Annotated in this window: 17 protein-coding genes; 7 read left to right on the top strand and 10 right to left on the bottom strand. The window is 59.1% G+C overall.

The window, feature by feature from the left end; all coding sequences use genetic code 11:
- Positions 1 to 29: 29 nt before the first annotated feature.
- Together queG and J7394_RS09135 are read left to right on the top strand one after the other, a co-directional pair.
- Positions 30 to 1,067: a tRNA epoxyqueuosine(34) reductase QueG gene (gene queG, locus J7394_RS09140; RefSeq protein ID WP_209252509.1), complete on the top strand. Its 1,038-nt coding sequence runs from the start codon at positions 30 to 32 to the stop codon at positions 1,065 to 1,067.
- A gap of 71 nt (positions 1,068 to 1,138) precedes the next feature.
- Positions 1,139 to 3,142 (top strand): hydantoinase/oxoprolinase family protein, encoded by a 2,004-nt coding sequence (locus J7394_RS09135; protein ID WP_209252846.1) that lies wholly within the window; start codon positions 1,139 to 1,141, stop codon positions 3,140 to 3,142.
- Between the two features lie 30 nt (positions 3,143 to 3,172).
- On the opposite strand, the gene msrA is transcribed toward J7394_RS09135, so the two are convergent.
- Positions 3,173 to 3,682 (bottom strand): peptide-methionine (S)-S-oxide reductase MsrA, encoded by a 510-nt coding sequence (msrA, locus tag J7394_RS09130; protein ID WP_170480172.1) that lies wholly within the window; start codon positions 3,680 to 3,682, stop codon positions 3,173 to 3,175.
- Complete coding sequence (gene msrB, locus J7394_RS09125) at positions 3,679 to 4,128, bottom strand: peptide-methionine (R)-S-oxide reductase MsrB (RefSeq protein ID WP_170380153.1); 450 nt, start codon at positions 4,126 to 4,128, stop codon at positions 3,679 to 3,681. The genes msrA and msrB overlap by 4 nt, the downstream gene beginning before the upstream one ends.
- Before the next feature lie 146 nt (positions 4,129 to 4,274).
- On the opposite strand from msrB, the gene J7394_RS09120 reads away from it, so the two are divergent.
- Entirely contained in the window at positions 4,275 to 4,796 is a 522-nt protein-coding gene (locus tag J7394_RS09120; protein WP_209252507.1) for a glutathione peroxidase, read from the top strand.
- On the opposite strand, the gene J7394_RS09115 is transcribed toward J7394_RS09120, so the two are convergent.
- From J7394_RS09115 to J7394_RS09095, 5 genes are all read right to left on the bottom strand, one after another.
- Positions 4,772 to 5,659: a DMT family transporter gene (locus tag J7394_RS09115; RefSeq protein WP_209252505.1), complete on the bottom strand. Its 888-nt coding sequence runs from the start codon at positions 5,657 to 5,659 to the stop codon at positions 4,772 to 4,774. The two genes, J7394_RS09120 and J7394_RS09115, sit on opposite strands and share 25 nt — an antisense overlap.
- A 206-nt stretch (positions 5,660 to 5,865) precedes the next feature.
- Positions 5,866 to 6,153 carry an HU family DNA-binding protein gene (locus J7394_RS09110; protein WP_050605937.1) on the bottom strand — a complete coding sequence of 96 codons (288 nt, stop codon included), beginning with the start codon at positions 6,151 to 6,153 and terminating at the stop codon, positions 5,866 to 5,868.
- Between the two features lie 130 nt (positions 6,154 to 6,283).
- The gene (locus tag J7394_RS09105) at positions 6,284 to 7,744 is read right to left on the bottom strand and encodes an AMP nucleosidase (protein ID WP_209252503.1); all 1,461 of its coding nucleotides are present in this window, start codon (positions 7,742 to 7,744) and stop codon (positions 6,284 to 6,286) included.
- The gene (gene ade, locus J7394_RS09100) at positions 7,741 to 9,543 is read right to left on the bottom strand and encodes an adenine deaminase (RefSeq protein WP_209252501.1); all 1,803 of its coding nucleotides are present in this window, start codon (positions 9,541 to 9,543) and stop codon (positions 7,741 to 7,743) included. The genes J7394_RS09105 and ade overlap by 4 nt, the downstream gene beginning before the upstream one ends.
- Positions 9,544 to 9,698: 155 nt before the next feature.
- Entirely contained in the window at positions 9,699 to 10,559 is an 861-nt protein-coding gene (locus J7394_RS09095; RefSeq protein WP_209252500.1) for a LysR family transcriptional regulator, read from the bottom strand.
- 121 nt (positions 10,560 to 10,680) lie between these two features.
- On the opposite strand from J7394_RS09095, the gene J7394_RS09090 reads away from it, so the two are divergent.
- Both J7394_RS09090 and J7394_RS09085 read left to right on the top strand, forming a co-directional pair.
- Entirely contained in the window at positions 10,681 to 11,436 is a 756-nt protein-coding gene (locus J7394_RS09090) for a class II aldolase and adducin N-terminal domain-containing protein (protein ID WP_209252499.1), read from the top strand.
- 23 nt (positions 11,437 to 11,459) lie between these two features.
- Entirely contained in the window at positions 11,460 to 12,449 is a 990-nt protein-coding gene (locus J7394_RS09085) for a sterol desaturase family protein (RefSeq protein ID WP_209252845.1), read from the top strand.
- A gap of 21 nt (positions 12,450 to 12,470) precedes the next feature.
- Here J7394_RS09085 and J7394_RS09080 read toward each other — a convergent pair whose 3' ends face one another.
- Entirely contained in the window at positions 12,471 to 13,103 is a 633-nt protein-coding gene (locus tag J7394_RS09080; protein WP_209252498.1) for a class I SAM-dependent methyltransferase, read from the bottom strand.
- 88 nt (positions 13,104 to 13,191) lie between these two features.
- Here J7394_RS09080 and J7394_RS09075 point away from each other — a divergent pair, with 88 nt between their 5' ends.
- Positions 13,192 to 14,046 carry an SDR family oxidoreductase gene (locus J7394_RS09075; protein ID WP_209252497.1) on the top strand — a complete coding sequence of 285 codons (855 nt, stop codon included), beginning with the start codon at positions 13,192 to 13,194 and terminating at the stop codon, positions 14,044 to 14,046.
- On the opposite strand, the gene J7394_RS09070 is transcribed toward J7394_RS09075, so the two are convergent.
- Positions 14,030 to 15,646, bottom strand: coding sequence for a GMC family oxidoreductase (locus J7394_RS09070; RefSeq protein WP_209252496.1), 1,617 nt, complete (start codon positions 15,644 to 15,646; stop codon positions 14,030 to 14,032). The genes J7394_RS09075 and J7394_RS09070 overlap by 17 nt on opposite strands.
- A gap of 358 nt (positions 15,647 to 16,004) precedes the next feature.
- On the opposite strand from J7394_RS09070, the gene katG reads away from it, so the two are divergent.
- Positions 16,005 to 18,206 (top strand): catalase/peroxidase HPI, encoded by a 2,202-nt coding sequence (gene katG / locus J7394_RS09065; protein WP_209252495.1) that lies wholly within the window; start codon positions 16,005 to 16,007, stop codon positions 18,204 to 18,206.
- A gap of 249 nt (positions 18,207 to 18,455) precedes the next feature.
- On the opposite strand, the gene J7394_RS09060 is transcribed toward katG, so the two are convergent.
- Positions 18,456 to 18,711, bottom strand: a 256-nt coding sequence (locus J7394_RS09060; protein WP_209252493.1) for a hypothetical protein, incomplete at its 5' end; no start/stop codon positions are given.

Here is an 18,711-nt window from a genome sequence, read left to right as displayed (position 1 = left end):
CGATTCCCCCCGAGGATATTTTTAGCCAGATGAAGAGCGGATCAGGTTTAAAGGAAAAACTGGTGGCGCAGGCTTTGGCCGAGGGGTTTGTCTCGTGCCGGGTGTGTCGCCCATGGGACGTGCCAAAGGTGCCTGCGCGGTTGGAGGCCTTTTTGGAGGCCGGGTATCACGGGCAAATGGGCTGGATGGCGGAACGCACGCATTGGCGTGGGGATCCGGCGGCCCTTTGGCCCGAGGCGCGATCGGTGATCATGCTGGCCGAAAGCTACACGCCCGAGCATGATCCGACCGAGGTTTTGGCCCATCCCGAACGCGGGGCGATTTCAGTCTATGCGCAGAACAAGGACTACCACGATCTGGTCAAGAAGCGGCTGAAACGGTTGGCCCGTTGGTTGATTGCGGAAGCGGGTGGTGAGGTGAAGGTGTTTGTCGATACGGCCCCGGTTCCCGAGAAGGCCTTGGGTCAAGCAGCCGGGTTAGGGTGGCAGGGTAAACACACCAATCTGGTCAGTCGGGATTGGGGCAATTGGTGCTTTATAGGCTCTGTTTTTACGACTTTGGACCTTCCGGCGGATATGGCGGAAGTTGATCACTGCGGGTCGTGTCGTGCCTGTTTGGACAGTTGTCCGACGGATGCCTTTCCCGCCCCGTATCAGCTGGATGCGCGCCGGTGCATCTCCTACCTGACGATCGAGCACAAAGGCCCGGTTGACGATGAACTGCGCCGCAAGATGGGCAACCGGATTTACGGCTGCGATGATTGTTTGGCCGCCTGTCCGTGGAACAAGTTTGCCGTGGCGGCTGGCGACATTCGATATGCGGCGCGAGATGATCTGAAGGCTCCGGCCCTGGCTCATCTGGCGGTGTTGGATGATGCCGCGTTTCGGGCAAAATTCTCGGGCTCTCCGATCAAGCGGATCGGGCGAGACCGGTTCGTACGCAATGTTCTCTATGCCATTGGCAACTCGGGTCGGGCCGAATTGCGGGCTGTGGCGCAGGGCTTGGCGGATGATCCCGATCCGACTGTGGCCGATGCCGCGCGCTGGGCGGTGGAACAGCTAGGTTAAATGCCGCAAATAGGCTGGACGTGTCGGTCCAAACCGCTACACCCATCTGCAGCGAACAGATGGAGGACCCGATGGCGCTGGCTTTGGGGGTAGATACGGGCGGGACCTATACCGATGCGGTGTTGATCCGGGATGAGCGTGAGGTGATCGCCTCGGCCAAGTCCCTGACCACTCGGGCGGACCTGGCGATTGGGGTGGGTAAGGCGATCTCGGCCGTTTTGGACGAGGCGCAGGTGACGCCGGATCAGATCTCGATGGCGTCTCTGTCCACGACGCTGGCCACCAATGCTCTGGTCGAGGGGCAGGGCGGTCGCGTGGCCTTGATCTATATCGGGTTCAAGGAAAGCGATCTTGAGAAGCATGGTCTGAGGGATGCTTTGAAAGGCGATCCGGCGCTTGTCGTGGCAGGTGGACACAGCCATGCGGGCGGTGAGGTCACAAAGCTGGATGTTGAAGCCTTAGAGGCCTTTTTAGACTCTCACACAGGGGTTTCTGGCTTTGCCGTGGCGGCTCAGTTCGCAACGCGCAACCCGACGCATGAGCTGGAAGCGGCGCGGATCATAACCGAAAAGACCGGAGCGCCGGTTACCTGCTCGCACCAATTGTCCGCCAAGTTGAACGGGCCAAAGCGCGCCGTCACTGCCGTTTTGAATGCACGGTTGATCGGGATGATTGATCGCCTGATCGGGCGGGCTCAGGATCAATTGCTGGCTTTGGACATTACCGCTCCGATGATGGTCGTGCGCGGGGATGGCGCATTGATGAGCGCGGAGCAGGCGCGGGAGCGGCCGATTGAAACGATTCTGAGTGGTCCTGCCGCCTCGATCGTCGGGGCGCGGTGGTTGACGGGGGCAGAGAATGCTCTGGTCTCTGATATCGGCGGTACGACGACGGATGTGGCGCTGATCCGCGATGGGAAGCCCGCGATTGATCCGGCGGGCGCGCAGGTTGGTGGATTCCGCACAATGGTTGAGGCCGTCGCGATGCGGACTCATGGTTTGGGCGGCGACAGCCAGGTTCATGTCATGACCGAAGGCTTGAAGGGCGGCGTTTTCCTTGGGCCACGGCGGGTGCTGCCGGTTTCACTGATCGCGTCCGAGGCGCCCGAAGTGGTGCATGCGATACTCGACGAGCAGCTGCGCTCAACCACGGTGGGCGAGCATGACACACGGTTCGCACGCCGCGTTCCGGGGGTGCATGCCGATGGGATCGGCGTGCGGGAAGAGGCGTTGCTGGACCGGCTGGGTGATCAGGTCCTGGCTCTCAGTGGACTATTGCGGACGCGGATGGAGAATGGCGCGCTGACCCGCTTAGTGGATCGCGGAATCCTACAGGTTTCGGGCATCACGCCATCTGATGCCAGCCATGTTCTGGGCCGGGTTGAGGCCTGGGACGCAGATGCCGCACGCAAAGCGCTGGAACTGGTGGCGCGCAAACGGGTTGGGTCGGGTGACATGCTGGCGGCGACACCGGAACAACTGGCGCAGATGATTATCGACCAACTGACAGAACAGACCAGTTTAACCTTGTTAGAGACTGCTTTTGCCGAAGAGTGCGAGGATTTCGGTTTGCCTCCGAAGGAGCTTGCCAGGCATGTCCTGACCCAACGCGGATTGGCACAGCACCGAGGCTTGCTGGCGCTGGATGCGGCGTTGAATGTGGATGTGGTGGGTCTGGGTGCCTCGGCCCCCAGCTACTATCCAGCGGTCGGGGAGCGGTTGCGTTGCAAAATGGTACTGCCCGAACATGCTGGTGTGGCCAACGCCATCGGGGCGGTGGTTGGGCGGCTGACTCTGCGGCGCTCGGGCACTATTACCTCGCCCGCCGAGGGGCAGTATCGCGCTCATCTGGAAGACGGCCCGAAGGACTTCAACGCCTCGGATGAGGCTTTGGCGTTGCTGGAAAAGATCCTCCGAGATGAGGCGGAAGGCGCCGTGCGCGAGGCGGGTGCCGAAGATATCCGAGTGGTTGTCGACCGCGATATCCGAACCGCCCGCGTGGAAGAGCGTGAGGTGTTTGTCGAGGCGATGTTGACCGTCGAGGCCAGCGGGAGACCGCGTGTCGCCACGGGTTAACCCTCTTCGAAACCCGAAGGGGGCCAAGCGTTACTCAGCCGCGTCGCGTTTGGGCAGGACCCAATCGGGGCGCGGGAAGTGGCAGGTGTAGCCGTTTGGAATGCGTTCCAGATAATCCTGATGCTCGGGTTCGGCGTCCCAGAAATCACCCACGGGTTCCAGTTCGGTGACGACCTTGCCGGGCCACAATCCACTGGCGTTCACATCTGCGATTGTGTCCAGAGCCACCTGTTTTTGCGCGTCATCTACATAGTAGATCGCTGAACGGTAGCTCATGCCAAGATCATTGCCCTGACGATTCGGTGTCGTCGGGTCGTGGATCTGAAAGAAGAACTCCAGCAGATCGCGGTATGTGATCTGAGAGGGGTCAAAGAAAATCTCGATCCCTTCGGCATGGGTGCCGTGGTTGCGATAGGTGGCGTTCGGCACGTCGCCGCCGGTATACCCGACACGCGTGCGGGACACGCCGGGCAGTTTGCGGATCAAATCCTGCATGCCCCAAAAGCAGCCACCGGCCAGAACAGCGCGTTCGATACTCATTGGATGTCCTCCACATGAATCAGGTATTCGCCGTAACCTTCGTCCTCCATCTCGTCGCGATGGATGAACCGCAGGGCGGCAGAGTTAATGCAATAGCGCAGCCCACCATGTTCGCGCGGGCCGTCCGGGAAGACGTGACCCAGATGGCTGTCGCCGTGTTTTGAGCGGACCTCGGTGCGGATCATACCATGGGTGGTGTCGCGAAACTCTTCCACATGTTCATGGATGATTGGCTTTGTGAAACTGGGCCAGCCGCAGCCGGATTCGTATTTGTGCGTCGAGGCGAATAGAGGCTCGCCCGATACGATATCCACGTAGATGCCGGGCTCTTTATTGCCCAGATATGCGCCGGTTCCGGGCCGTTCGGTGCCGCTGCGCTGGGTGACGTGAAACGCCTCGGGGGACAGAGCGGCAACGACCGCGGGGTCCTTGGTGTAGCGGGACATGGCTCCTCCGATCAATTGGAATGGTTGAGTAGTATTTGGGCATAATTTTCTGGAAATCAAAATCATATTTCAAACCCCTCGCGCGCATGTGCGGTTGATCCGGAAGGCGGTTTTGACCGTATCCGATTTACCAAGGAGGTTTTGCGATGTTTCGTGTGTTGCTGCTGAGCGTTCTTTTGTTGATCGGCCGTGCTGTGCAAGCGGCGCCTTTGGCAGCCGAGTTTGCGTCGATCGACGGGGGTGTTTTGTCCCTTGAGGAATGGCGCGGTCAGCCGGTTCTGGTGGTCAATACTGCATCGCAATGCGGCTTCACTGGTCAATACGCGGATTTGCAGAAGATGCATGACACCTACGGTGAACGCGGTTTGGTGGTGCTTGCGGTCCCGTCGGATTCCTTCAATCAGGAATTGGAAACAGCAAGCGAAGTAAAAGCCTTCTGCGAGATGAACTACGGCCTGACACTGCCGATGGCCGATATCACTCCGGTCAAGGGGCCAAAGGCGCATGCGTTCTACAAGGCCGTTGCGGACCAAACCGGTTTTGTGCCGCAGTGGAACTTCAACAAAATTCTGCTGGATTCGGAAGGTGAGATCGTGGCTACTTTTGGTTCAGGTGTTAAGCCGTCATCGCCGAAACTAACCCGTCAGGTCGATGCACTGCTACCCTGACCAGGCTGACGCGACAGTTGCACCGCCAGAATGCCCAGCGTCGTGATCACAACACCCAGCGCATCCAGCGGCCCCAGCTTCTCACCCAGCAGAACCGCGGCAATGGCGACGCCGAACACGGGGTTGAGGAAGTGGAACGTGGCCGCTCGAGTCGCCCCGATCCGGTTGAGTAGCATGAACCAGATCAACGTCGCCAGAAGGCCGGGGAACAGCGTTGTGTAGCTGAACGCCAGAACCAGCGGCAGGGTCAGATGTATGCGGATCGTTTCAAAAATCGGAGCCGCGACAAACAGAATCGCGGCACCCACGAACATCTGTAAACCAACTACCATCATGAAATTGCCGCCCGACGTGGCCCCACGCACGGACAGAGTCGCAAAGGTCAGGGCGAGGGCTGCGATTCCACAAAGGGCCACTCCGAACAGATCGACACCTGCGCCGATGCGATTGCCCATGATGAGGGCAACACCAACAAATCCAGCCAGTAGCCCGGCAATCCCCAAGGGGCGCAAACGCTCACCCAGAAAGGCCCAGCCCGCCAGTGCGACAAGCAGCGGCATGGTGGAGGCGATGATCGCCGCGATCGAGGCCTCGACCGTTTGCATCGCATAGAAATTCAGACCCAAATAAAGGGCATTTTGGCACACTCCGAACAATATGGTCGCGCGCCATTGCTCACGTGTGAGGTGCCAGGATTGGCCCATGGCCCGCGCGATCGCAACGCCGATGATGCCGGAAATCAAAAAGCGCAACGCCAGAGAAAACAGAGGCGATGCATCCGCAACGATGATCCGCGCCGACGTAAAAGCCGACGACCAGATCAGGGCAAAGGTGAGCCCCATTGCGATGGCGCGCAGATCCATTTCCATCTCCTTGGGTGGGCGGTGTGCTTTTCTTAGATCGCTTTGCGTTTGATTTGAATCGAAATACGCTGCCTCTCCCTGCGGTCGAACGCGCATTTCGATAGCTTTGTTTCAGATAAAACGCAAAACGCTTTGAACGGGTCGCCTAGCAAGAAAAAGGGGCCACCTTCCGGCAGCCCCGCATTCTGTCAACATGACGTCGCGGCTTAGCCGTTCACGCTGTCTTTCAGAGCTTTTGCGATGGTCATCTTCACAACCTTGTCGGCTTCTTTGGTGAAAGTCTCACCAGTGGCCGGGTTGCGAACCTGACGCTCGGGGCGTTCGCGGCAGTAGATTTTGCCGACACCGGGAAGGGTTACTGCGCCACCGGCCGAAACTTCGCGGGTGATCAGGCCGGTCACAGCCTCCAGCGCCGCGTTCGCGGATTTCTTGTCGGTTCCCATTTCCTCAGCGAGAGCAGCCACCAGCTGAGTCTTTGTCATAGGCTTTGCCATTTCTTGGTCTCCTTAACGTGCCCGATCTATAGGGCCTCACCGCGTAACTGTAACGGGATATTGTGGACGAACACAACGAATAGTAGCGCGGAAAACCCTAAAAATATGGGGAAAACGTTGCTTTTTTACGTCAGAGGAAGGCCGTTTCGTCAAATGAACGCAATTTCCGGCTGTGCAAGCGTTCCAACGGCATGCCGCGCAGATGCTCCATCGCCTTTATTCCGATCGCCAGATGGCGGCTGACCTGAGTGGTATAGAAGGACGACGCCATGCCGGGAAGCTTCAATTCACCATGCAAAGGTTTGTCGGAGACGCACAGCAAAGTCCCGTAAGGGACCCTGAATCTGTAGCCATTTGCAGCGATCGTTGCGCTTTCCATATCCAGCGCAATCGCACGGGATTGGCTGAGCCGCTGCACCGGGCCGGATTGATCGCGCAGCTCCCAATTGCGGTTGTCGACCGATGCCACAGTGCCCGTCCGCATGATCCGCTTCAGCTCATACCCTTCAAGTTCGGTGACCTCGGCCACGGCGCGTTCCAGCGCCACCTGAATCTCGGCCAGCGGTGGGATCGGGACCCAGACCGGCAGGTCATCGTCCAGAACCTTATCTTCGCGCAGATAGGCATGGGCCAGTACAAAGTCGCCCAAGGCTTGCGTATTGCGCAGACCGGCGCAGTGTCCGACCATCAGCCAGGCATGCGGACGTAGTACCGCGATGTGGTCGGTGGCGGTTTTGGCGTTCGACGGTCCGACGCCGATATTGACCAGAGTGATGCCGGATCCATCCGCCCGTTTCAGGTGATAGGTCGGCATCTGAGGCAGCTTCATCGGCTGTTCCAGTGGCGCATCTGCATCAGTGATCTCGACATTCCCGGTCGAGACAAAGCTGGTGTAGCCGCTATGCGGATCGGCGAGTTGTTCACGCGCGTAGTTTTCGAATTCGGACACGTAGAACTGGTAGTTTGTGAACAGAACGTGGTTCTGGAAATGCCCCGCATCCGTCGCGGTATAGTGCGCCAGCCGCGCCAGAGAGTAATCGACGCGCTGGGCAGTGAACAAAGCAAGCGGCCCGACCTCGGTATGATCATGCACGCCATTGACGATGTCGTCATTGGTTGTTGTCAGATCGGGTACGTCGAACACATCGCGCAGTGTGAAACCCGCAGCACCTTGATGCGGCACCACTAGATCCGGGTTGTTGGCGACTGCAAAATGAACCGGAATCGGCGTATCGGAGGCACCGATGGTCACCGGCTGGTCGTGGTTCTTGATCAGCAACGCGATCTGCTGCGTCAGGTACGCGCGGAACAGGTCAGGCCGCGTCACGGTGGTTGCATGGATGCCAGGTTCCGAGACATGCCCGAAACTCAGGCGGCTATCGACCTGCGCGTAGCTTGAGGTCTTGATACGAATTTCCGGGTAATAGGCTCTGATACGAGCCGAAGGTGCCCCCTCCTGCATGGCCGTCGAAAAGCCCTCGCACAGGAAATCGGTGGCCTGATTGTAGAGAAGTTCAAGCCGCGCGACGGCTGCCTCGGGGTCGGAGAAGTCTTCCGCAGCAGGTGTGTCAGGTGTTTTTATTATTGTCATGCCAGGGGTTCCAGAAGTTCTATCTTTTCAAACGTACGGACATCCACCAACCCAAGGTCCGAGATCCGCAATTCGGGGATCACGACGAGGGCCAGCAGAGAGTGTTGCATATAAGCGTTGTTCAGTTGACAGCCGCAGGCCTCCATAGCCTCGACCATCTTTTCGGCTTTTGCCGCGACCTCGGCGGCAGGGCTGTCGGACATCAGCCCGGCAATGGGCAGTTCCACCAGCGCCAGTTCCTGGCCGTCCCGGAACAGGGTGATACCACCGCCGACCTCGGCCAGACGGTTGGCGGCCAGCGCCATCTGTTTGCGGTCGGTGCCGACGACGATCATGTGGTGGCTGTCATGGGCCACGGTCGAGGCCATCGCCATGTTGCTCTGATAGCCAAAGCCCGAGACGAACGCGTTCGTGACCCCTCCGGTGGCGCGATGGCGTTCCACCAGCGCGATCTGGCAGACCTCGCCCTCCCCCTCGACCAGACCGCCGATGATGGGCAATTCGGCCTTGAGCGCCTTGGTCGGGGCCTGGTTTTCGACAACACCGATGACATTGGCCTGAACCCGGTTCGCGCCTGCGGGGGCCTGGATTTCAAAGTCGCCTTCCGTCAGCTCATGCCCTAGATGCACCGTATTGCGTGCGTTGTCCGGCCAGTTCAGATGCGGGCATTCGACGGTGATGGCTCCGTTCTCAGCGACCACCTGCCCACGCGCAATGACCGTCTCAATCGGCAAATCAGTCAAATCCGAGCTGAGGATGATGTCCGCGCGCCGCCCGGGCGTGACCGAGCCGATTTCGCGCTCCAGCCCGAAATGCGTGGCGGTGTTGATCGTGGCCATCTGCAAAGCGACCAGAGGTTCGCACCCACAGGCGATGGCATGGCGCACTACCCGGTTCATATGGCCCTCATTGACCAAGGTGCCCGAGTGGCAATCGTCGGTACACAGAATGAAGTTACGTGGGTCCAGACCTTTCTCAGTGACAGCCGTGATCTGGGTCTCCACATCGTACCACGCAGACCCCAGCCGCATCATCGACCGCATCCCCTGCCGGACCCGCGCGATGGCGTCAGCCTCACAGGTGCCTTCGTGATCATCCGCCGGGCCGCCAGCAACATAAGCGGAAAAATCAGACCCTAAATCAGGCGAAGCATAGTGTCCGCCGACCGTTTTCCCGGCCCGTTGAGTGGCTGCAATCTCGGCCAGCATCTTAGGATCGCCGTTGATCACACCGGGGAAATTCATCATCTCACCCAGCCCGATGATACCCGGCCAGCTCATCGCCTGTGCCACATCCTCGGGCGAGATTTCATAGCCGGTGGTCTCCAATCCTGGGGCCGATGGCGCGCAGGAGGGCATCTGAGTGAAGATATTCACCGGCTGCATCATCGCCTCGTCATGCATCATGCGCACGCCGTCTAGGCCCAGCACATTTGCGATCTCGTGTGGGTCGGTGAACATCGAGGTCGTGCCATGCGGGATCACGGCCCGCGCGAATTCAGCCGGTGTCAGCATCCCCGATTCGATGTGCATATGCGCGTCGCACAGGCCGGGCAGAATGTACCGCCCGTTGGCGTCAATGATCTGCGTGTCGGGACCGATACAGTGGCTGGCATCAGGCCCGACAAAGGCAATCCGCCCTTCAGCGATGGCGACGGAGTGATCGGGCAGCAGCTCTCGGCTGTGAACATTGACCCAGATACCACCGCGGATCACCAAATCCGCGGGTTCGCGACCAGCAGCAACAGCGATTAAACGGGGGGCGACATCGGGCCAGCTTGGGAAGGGTGAGTATTCCATGTCTCAACTTTCCTGAATGTGTTGCCAGGTGCAACCCCGGTAATCCGGTATCATGAAATCATCACAAATCCCGCCCGCAGCGCGCCAGCGCTGCCCGGCCCAACCAGAGAAGCTGCCCCGAAAAGGGGCCGCGACGATGGGCGGGAGAGGTCCCCTCACCCGATCTCGCGCCGTATCCAATTGGCAAAGGCCACCGCGCCAGGCGTTTCCTCGGCCTGGGGGGAAAGCAACAGGTAATACGCCTCGGGCATCTCTGCGCGATGCTCAAAAGGGGCCACCAGCAAGCCCTGCTCGATTAACCGGTCTGCGATCGTATCATGCGCGAGGCACAAGCCGCCCCCAGCCATCGCCGCTGACAAACAAACCAGATAGGTCGTGGCGTAAGTGATGTTCGGTTTTCCCCATATTAGAGCCTGATCATCCGCCCAACTGGCCCAATTCGAAAGTAGGTTTGAACAATCATACAGAGGCTTTTCCTGCAACGTCTCCAAGTCCACACTGAAACCGGGCGCGCAGACAGGATAGTAGTGTTCACGCCGCAGCAGCTCGGTTCGGACCGTATCGGCGGGCCTGAGGGAAAAGCGAATCTCGACCGCAGCGCCTTCGGCCATTTCCTGCGGCTCCCAGAGCTCTGTGAAGATGTTTAATTGCACATCCGGATGCTCAGCCCGAAAGGCCGGCAGGCGCGGGGCCAGCCAGTTTACGGCAAAGGTGATGTTGCACTGAACCTGAACCGCGTTTTGCTGAGCGCCGGTTACGGCCTGTGTACCACGCACCAGCGTGCGAAATGCCTCTCGCACGACGGGCAGGTAGGTGATTCCGGCCTCGGTCAGCTCCAGCGCCTTGGGGCGTCGCAGGAACAAGGGCTGGCCGAGATGGCCCTCGAGCGACTTGATCTGCTGGCTTACCGCGCTTTGCGTCATGTTCAGATCGCGGGCAGCGCCGGTGAAAGACAGATGGCGTGCCGCGGCCTCGAATGTGCGCAGCCAGCCCAGAGGAGGCAGCGAATTCTGCATCTTCATAACCTCACCATAAGTTTTACTAATGGGATAGATGCGTTTTTTTCGTTGGTCAAATCCGGGGACCCAAGGCAGGCTTTGTTCAAATCCGTTGCCCAAAGGCCAAAGGAGCGTTCCGATGAGTGTCGCCAATCTTCGCCCCAATATCGACCATTGGTCTGAACGCGTGGAAATGGCCGCGACGTTCCGCTGGACCGAGCGTCTGAACTTGCACGAGGCCGTTGCCAATCACTTCAGCCTTGCGGTGAACGAGGACGGCACGCAGTTCCTGATGAACCCAAATCAGATGTATTTCGGGCGAATCCGGGCCTCGGATCTTTTGCTGTTGGATGCCAATGATCCGGATGTCATGAGCCAACCCGGCGCACCGGACCCGACCGCTTGGGGGCTTCACGGGTCGATCCATCGCCACTGCCCGCATGCACGGTGCGTTATGCATGTGCATTCGATCTTTGCCACCGTGCTGGCATCGCTGGCGGACAGCAACATGCCCCCCATCGACCAGAACACCGCCACTTTCTACAACCGTTATGTGATTGATGAGGAATTCGGTGGTCTGGCGTTTGAGAGCGAGGGGGAACGCTGCGCCTCAATGCTGTCGGACCCGAAAAAGAAGGTCATGATCATGGGCAACCACGGAGTTCTGATCATCGGCAGCGACCCGGCAGATGCCTTTAATAGACTCTATTATTTCGAGCGCGCCGCCGAAACCTACATACGTGCGCTGCAAACGGGCCAACCGTTGCGCGTCCTATCCGATGAGATCGCCGAGAAGACCGCGCAAGAGCTGGACGACTACCCCGATCAAGCCCAGGCGCATCTGCGTGAGATCAAAGCTCTGCTCGACGCCGAAGGCTCGGACTACGCAACGTGACCAATCAGACAGAAGTGACTGCTATGACCGACACCGCTCAGGACCCGGAAGCCGCCCGTTGGAATTATCACCCGGAAGGACCGGTGGGATTGAACCCACTATTCACTTGGCCGCTCCGCCCGGCGGCGGTTGTAAAATGGTATGGCGGGGCGTGGTTGCAGATCACCTCGCTGACCCTGTGCATGACACTGGCCGTGATCGCCTATGTGCTCTTCTTCCCCGGATTGGACGCAATGAAGAGCTTTTCGGCGGGGTGGATGTTCCGGATTTGGCTGCTGAATATGGTGCCTCAGATTCTGGTCGCGGGCGGTTTGCATTGGTGGCTTTACATGCGCAAAGGGCAGGGCATGTACAAAAAGTTCGATCGCCGTGATCTGACCCGGGACAACGGCAACTTCACCTTCCGCAATCAGGTCCTCGACAATATTTGGTGGACCTTGGGAAGCGCGATGACAGTTGCGACCGTTTATCAGTGGGTGATCTTTTGGGCGATGGCGAATGATTATGTGCCGACTGTGACATGGTCCAGCGCGCCGGTTTGGTTTGTCCTGTGGATGTTGCTGATCCCCATGTGGTCCGGCCTGCATTTCTATTGGGTGCACCGGTTGGAGCATCACCCGAAGCTCTACAAACACGTCCACGCGGTGCACCACCGCAACGTCAATATCGGGCCCTGGTCGGGAATCTCAAACCATTGGTATGAGAACATCCTCTACTTCACGACCTATTTCATTCACCTGATCATCCCATCGCACCCGCTGCACCTGCTGTTCCATACATATTTCCAGCAGATCAGCCCGGTTCTGTCCCATTCCGGTTTCGAAAAGCTGCGGGCGAAAGAGACGGATGCAGCCCGCGCTGGCGATTTCTTCCACCAGCTGCATCATCGCTATTTTGAGTGCAACTATGGCACCTCGGAAATCCCGTTCGACAAGTGGTTCGGCACCTATCACGACGGTTCGGCCGAGGCGACGACGCGCACGCGGGCGTTCAAGAAACAGATGTACACATAACGTTTTTGGTCAAAGACCTGATCAGGTCCTCTCGAACAAGCCGATATAGGCCGTGTCGTCCTTGTTCGGACCGGCGGCGAGGTCTCCGTATATGCGGACCTCGGGCAAGGACAGGTTGATGATCTGACCCTGCTGAAGCTGCCTGAAGGCGTCGGCAAAGCCCAGTTTCTCATAGTGTTTGGCGTTGATTGAAACGGCAAATTGCGCACCGGGACGCGCGACGCGCAGCAAGGCGGGCAGGACCTCGGGGCCCAGATGGCCATGGGTGAAGGTGCCAGAGGATACGATACCCGAATAGCTGTGGCGCGGAACCGGGATACCTTGGGTCAGGTCGGCCTCGATCGCGTCGCGATAGGTGTCCTTGCGCATGGCCTGATCGAGCATTTCGGCGCTGATATCCGTGGCATCGATCGGACCTACGCCCAGATCGGCCAAAACCGCGCCACACAGGCCAGTGCCCGCGCCGACATCCAGCACCGGGCCTTGCCCTCCGGATCGGACAAAGGCGCGGGCAGTGTGGATATACAGCTGATAATCCTCGCGCGCGGCGAAACAGTCATCATAATCGCCCGCCCATTCGGCATAGAGGCGCTTGTTGTCATCCGGCGAAGTCAGCGCATAGGCTGCGTGCAGGTCTGGGGTTTTCTCGCTCATGCCTAAAAGAAAGGCGCATCGCGAGATTCGAATCAAGTGTATCGACGTGGTGCTTGCATCCCCGGTCTGCTCGGATCATCTAGAGGGCATGACGAACACACTGTTTTCCTTTGGCCACGGATACTCTGCCCAGGCCCTGTCGCGCCGCCTGACGCCCGAGGGCTGGCGCGTTGTCGGCACCACGCGGGATGCCGAGGGGACTGACGCCATTCGCGCTTCGGGCGCTGTGCCGTTGATCTGGCCCGGAGACGTACCGGATCTGGACGGCGTCTCGCATCTGCTAATCTCGACCGCACCGAAGGAGGATGGCGATCCGGTTCTAGCGGCGCTGGGCGCCGAGATCGCCGCGCGCGCGGAGCAGTTCAAATGGGTTGGATATCTGTCGACCACGGCGATCTATGGCGATCATCAGGGCAACTGGGTCGATGAGACCACGCCACCTGCGCCGACAGCCAAACGCGGGCGCTGGCGTCTGCTGGCCGAGGAGCAATGGTCGGCCATTCCCAACCTGCCGATCCATATCTTCCGACTGGCGGGCATCTACGGCCCCGGTCGCGGGCCGTTCTCCAAGCTCAAGGGCGGTGGGACCCGGCGGATTATCAAACCGGGGCAGGTGTTCTCGCGCATCCATGTGGAGGATATCGCGCAGGTTCTCGCAGCCTCGATGGCGGCCCCCAATCCCGGCGCTGTATATAACGTCTGCGATGATGAGCCGGTACCGCCACAGGATGTGATCGGCTACGCGGCCGAGCTTCAGGGGCTGCCCCTACCGCCTGCCGTGCCGTTTGAAGAGGCCGAAATGACGCCGATGGCGCGCAGCTTCTACAGCGAGAACAAGCGGGTTCGAAACAACCGGATCAAGGATGAGCTTGGGGTCAAACTGCTCTACCCCAATTACCGCGTCGGGCTTGAGGCCCTGATGAAGGTCACTGATCAGCCTTGATCATGTCAGCCGCTTTCTCGGCGATCATGATCGTGGGCGCATTGGTGTTGCCCGAGATCAGAGTCGGCATGACCGAGGCATCGACGACCCGCAACCCTTCGATCCCGTGAACCTTTAGCTCTGGGTCGACCACAGCCATCTCATCCAGCCCCATCTTGCAGGTGCCGACGGGGTGATAAATCGTATCGGCGCGGGCGCGGATATGGCGTTCCCAATCCGCGTCGGTTTCAGCGGTTTCGGTCCCGAACATCTCTTTATGACGGTAAGGGGCAAGGGCGGGGGCCTGCATGATATCGCGCATCATCCGCGCACCTTTGATCATGGTTTGCAGATCGCGGTCATCCGACAGAAAGTTTGGGTCAATGGCAGGCGCGGCGAAGGGATCGGCGATGCGCAGGCCAACGGTGCCCCGGCTTTCGGGCCGTAGCTTGCAGATGTGGCAACTATAGCCATGACCATAGTGCAGCTTGCGGGCGTGATCATCGACCAGCGCAATGGCGAAATGGAGCTGAATGTCGGGACGATCCAGTTCAGGAGAGGTCTTCAGGAACGCGGCCCCTTCGGCAAAGGGGGTCGAGGCCATCGACGACCCGGTTTTGCGCCAGCGCAACAGGTGCCCCATCAGGCGCATGCCTGCCGTCAGGCCGATGCCGAAATTGTCGGTGTCCCTGGTTTTGTAAGCCAGAATGAAATCCAGATGATCTTGCAGGTTCTTGCCAACGCCAGGCAGGTCATGACGGACTGCGATTCCGTGCTGGCGTAACTCCTCCCCGTCGCCGATACCGGACAGCTGCAAAATTTGCGGTGATTGAAGCGCGCCCGCACAGATCAATACCTCTCGTCTGGCCGTGACCGAGATATCTGCGCCTCTTGCTCTCTTCTTGTAGATCACTCCAGTCGCGCGTTTGCCGTCGAAGGTCAACTCTTTGGCATGGGCATGGGTGATGACGGTCAGGTTCGGACGATCCATGACCGGGTGCACATAGGCCGCTGCGGCTGAACATCTCTCGCCGTTTCGGGTCGGGTCGTGGAATTGCGTCACCTGATAGAGGCCGACGCCCTCGTTATCGCCGCGGTTGAAATCCTCGGCGCGGCGGTGCTGCATTTGGCTGGCAGCATCAATGAAGGCGTGGGTGATCGGGCGCGGCTCTTTCTGATCCGACACCTGCAGGGGGCCGCTATCGCCATGTAGATCATCTGCGCCCTGCTCGTTGTTTTCCGAGCGTTTGAAGTAAGGCAGAACGCTGTCCCAATCCCAACCCGCGCAGCCCAGATCGGCCCAACCGTCATAGTCCTGCCGCTGTCCGCGTATATAGAGCATGGCATTGATCGCGCTGGAGCCTCCCAAGGCTTTGCCGCGCGGCTGATATCCTTTCCGCCCGTTCAAGCCCTTTTGCGGGACCGTCTCAAACGCCCAATTGCTGATCTTTGGGCGTCCGGGCAGGGCCGACACCACGGCGGCAGGCATGCGGATGCCGATGTGTTTTCCGGGGCCTCCGGCTTCAAGCAAGCAGACGCTGATGTTCGGGTCCTCGCTCAGGCGACCGGCCAGAACCGATCCGGCCGAGCCTCCGCCGACGATCACATAGTCAAACTCCATCCTGCTGTCCTTATGTCCTGCTCGGGGTCTTGGGTCGCTTGTTCGGGCCAGACTGAAAGCGAACAGGGAAGAAGACAATCTGCCTGAGGGCGTTGTGACCCAAGGTTACGGGTCGGAGGAACCGAATATCATAGTTTTTGATTATGGTTATTATGAGAAAACAAAACTTATCTCTATGTCTCTGGTTTGCTAAATTTCCCTCGACACAAGGGCGCAGAGTCGCCCTGATGAGTGGGGGCTGCGCCAATTTCGGCGAGCGACCCTTGAAATCCATCAGGGCTACATCTTTCTGTAATCTTGTTCGTTACAGTTAATACCGCGCTGAGCCGCAAGACCTGAGCCAGGATTGGAGATCGATATGGACGGAAGTGATAACCCCAAAGCAGGCGGTTGCCCTGTGATGCATGGCGCTGGCACGCGGTCGAACCGCGACTGGTGGCCCAACCAGCTGAAGCTTTCGATCCTGCACCAGCATGCACCGGCATCGAACCCGATGGGCGCAGATTTCGACTATGCAGAAGAGTTCAAGAAGCTCGACTACAAAGCGCTGAAAGAGGACCTTTATGCGCTGATGACAGATTCGCAGGACTGGTGGCCAGCGGACTACGGTCACTATGGTGGTTTCTTCATTCGGATGGCGTGGCACAGTGCTGGTACGTACCGGACGGCAGATGGCCGTGGCGGGGCCTCGACCGGGAACCAGCGTTTTGCGCCGCTGAACAGCTGGCCGGACAACGGCAACCTCGACAAAGCGCGTCGTCTGCTGTGGCCGATCAAGCAGAAATATGGCAACCAGATTTCCTGGGCCGATCTGATCATTCTGGCGGGCAACTGCGCCATTGAATCGATGGGCGGCGAGACTTTCGGTTTCGCCGGTGGTCGCGAAGACATCTGGGCCCCAGAGGAAGACATCTATTGGGGTTCGGAAACCGAATGGCTGGCCCCGACGGACAACCCACATAGCCGTTACTCGGGCGAGCGTGATCTGGAAAACCCACTGGCCGCTGTGCAGATGGGTTTGATCTATGTGAACCCGGAAGGTCCAGACGGACAGCCCGACGCGCTGGCCTCGGGCCGTGATATCCGCGACACCTTCGGTCGTATGGCGATGAATGACGAGGAAACCGTCGCTCTGGTCGCAGGTGGCCACACCTTTGGTAAGGCGCATGGTGCGGGTGATCCCGATCTGGTTGGCCCGGACCCCGAGGCCGCCCCGATTGAAGAGATGGGCTTTGGCTGGATCAACAAGTTTGGCTCGGGCAAAGGTGACGACACCACCACCTCGGGGATCGAGGGCGCGTGGACCGCGAACCCGATCAAATGGGACAATGGCTATTTCGACCTGCTGTTCGGCTATGACTGGAACCTGACCAAAAGCCCCTCGGGCGCGTGGATCTGGGAGCCTGTGAATGTCAAAGAAGAAGACATGGCCCCGCAGGCGCATGATCCGTCGAAAAAGGTCAAAACCATGATGACCACCGCCGACATGGCGATGCGCATGGATCCGATCTATGGCCCGATCTCCAAACGGTTCCACGAGAACCCGGAAGAGTTCGCCGATGCGTTCGCACGCGCCTGGTTCAAGCTGACTCACCGCGACATGGGTCCGCGTTCGGCCTATATCGGTGAAGAAGCCCCCGCTGAGGAGCTGATCTGGCAGGACAACGTGCCCGCAGTGGATCACGATCTGATCGACGACGCGGATGTGGCCGACCTGAAAGCCAAGATTGCTGCGACTGGGCTGTCTGTGTCCGAGTTGGTCTCAACCGCTTGGGCCTCGGCTTCGACTTACCGTGGGTCGGACAAGCGTGGCGGTGCCAATGGTGCCCGTATCCGTCTTGCGCCGCAGAAAGACTGGGACGTCAACGAGCCTATGAAGCTGTCCAAGGCACTGAGCGCGTTGGAAGGCGTTCAGGCCGCGTTTAACGACGCTCAATCGGGCGGCAAGAAAGTGTCCTTGGCCGATGTGATCGTTCTGGCCGGTGCCGTTGGTATCGAACAGGCGGCCAAAGCAGGTGGTCAGGATGTTGAGGTTCCGTTCACTCCGGGCCGGACCGATGCGTCGCAAGAGCAGACCGATGTGGACAGCTTTGCCGTGATGGAGCCAATCGCAGATGGGTTCCGCAACTACCAGAAGGCCGACTATACCGTCTCACCCGAAGAGCTGTTGGTCGACCGGGCGCAGCTGCTGACACTGTCTGCCCCTGAGATGACGGCCCTTGTGGGCGGTCTGCGCGTCTTGGGCGCGAATTTCGGTGACAGCAAGCACGGTGTGTTCACAGATCGCGTCGGGGTTCTGAGCAACGACTTCTTCACCAACATTCTGGACATGAGCACAGAATGGAAGCCCTCGGGCAAAGGCGTCTATGAAGGTCGTGACCGTACGAGCGGCGAGTTCAAGTGGACGGGCACCCGTGTCGATCTGGTCTTCGGTTCGAACTCGCAACTGCGGGCATTGGCCGAGGTCTATGGTCAGGCAGATGCCGAGGGCAAATTCGTCTGTGACTTTGTCTCAGCCTGGAACAAGGTGATGAACGCGGATCGCTTTGATCTGAAGTAAAGGCCTACACCACTCACGAAAAAGCGCCGTCCGAGGAGACTCGGGCGGCGTTTTTGTTAGTGTGTCCTGAACGCATACCAAGCTTTGGGTACGATTCCGGCGCTTGGCTGTTCTTTGTCAGCCACCCGCGCGGATATAGGCGGAAAAACCGCCAGTAGATTGAAGATAACCTGTTGTTTTCATTAAGATTAGAAAGATTCCGCCGAGAAATTTGAAGTTTTTGCAAAATGGGGGTTGCAGGTCCCAGACCTAATCCGTAAATACCCCTTCACCGGCGCTGCTGAGGCGCTGGAGACGCACTGGAGAGACGGTGAGACGGACTGGAGAGACGGTCGGACGCATCGGAGAGGCGGTGGGCATCTTGGGAAGGTGATTAGCCGGGCGCGCTGAGGGATTGGCGCAACGGTCTGGTTTTTGGCTCTGGGTGTTATGTTCTTTGACATTGATGGATAACTGAAGAGATATGTGGGCGGTTTGGTTCGTTTCGACGGATTGAATGTCTGTA

This window comes from Ruegeria sp. R13_0 (assembly GCF_017743995.1).
Lineage (GTDB): Bacteria > Pseudomonadota > Alphaproteobacteria > Rhodobacterales > Rhodobacteraceae > Ruegeria.
Note: the sequence above shows the minus strand (reverse complement) of the source record. Positions and strands in the feature narration are given on the sequence as shown.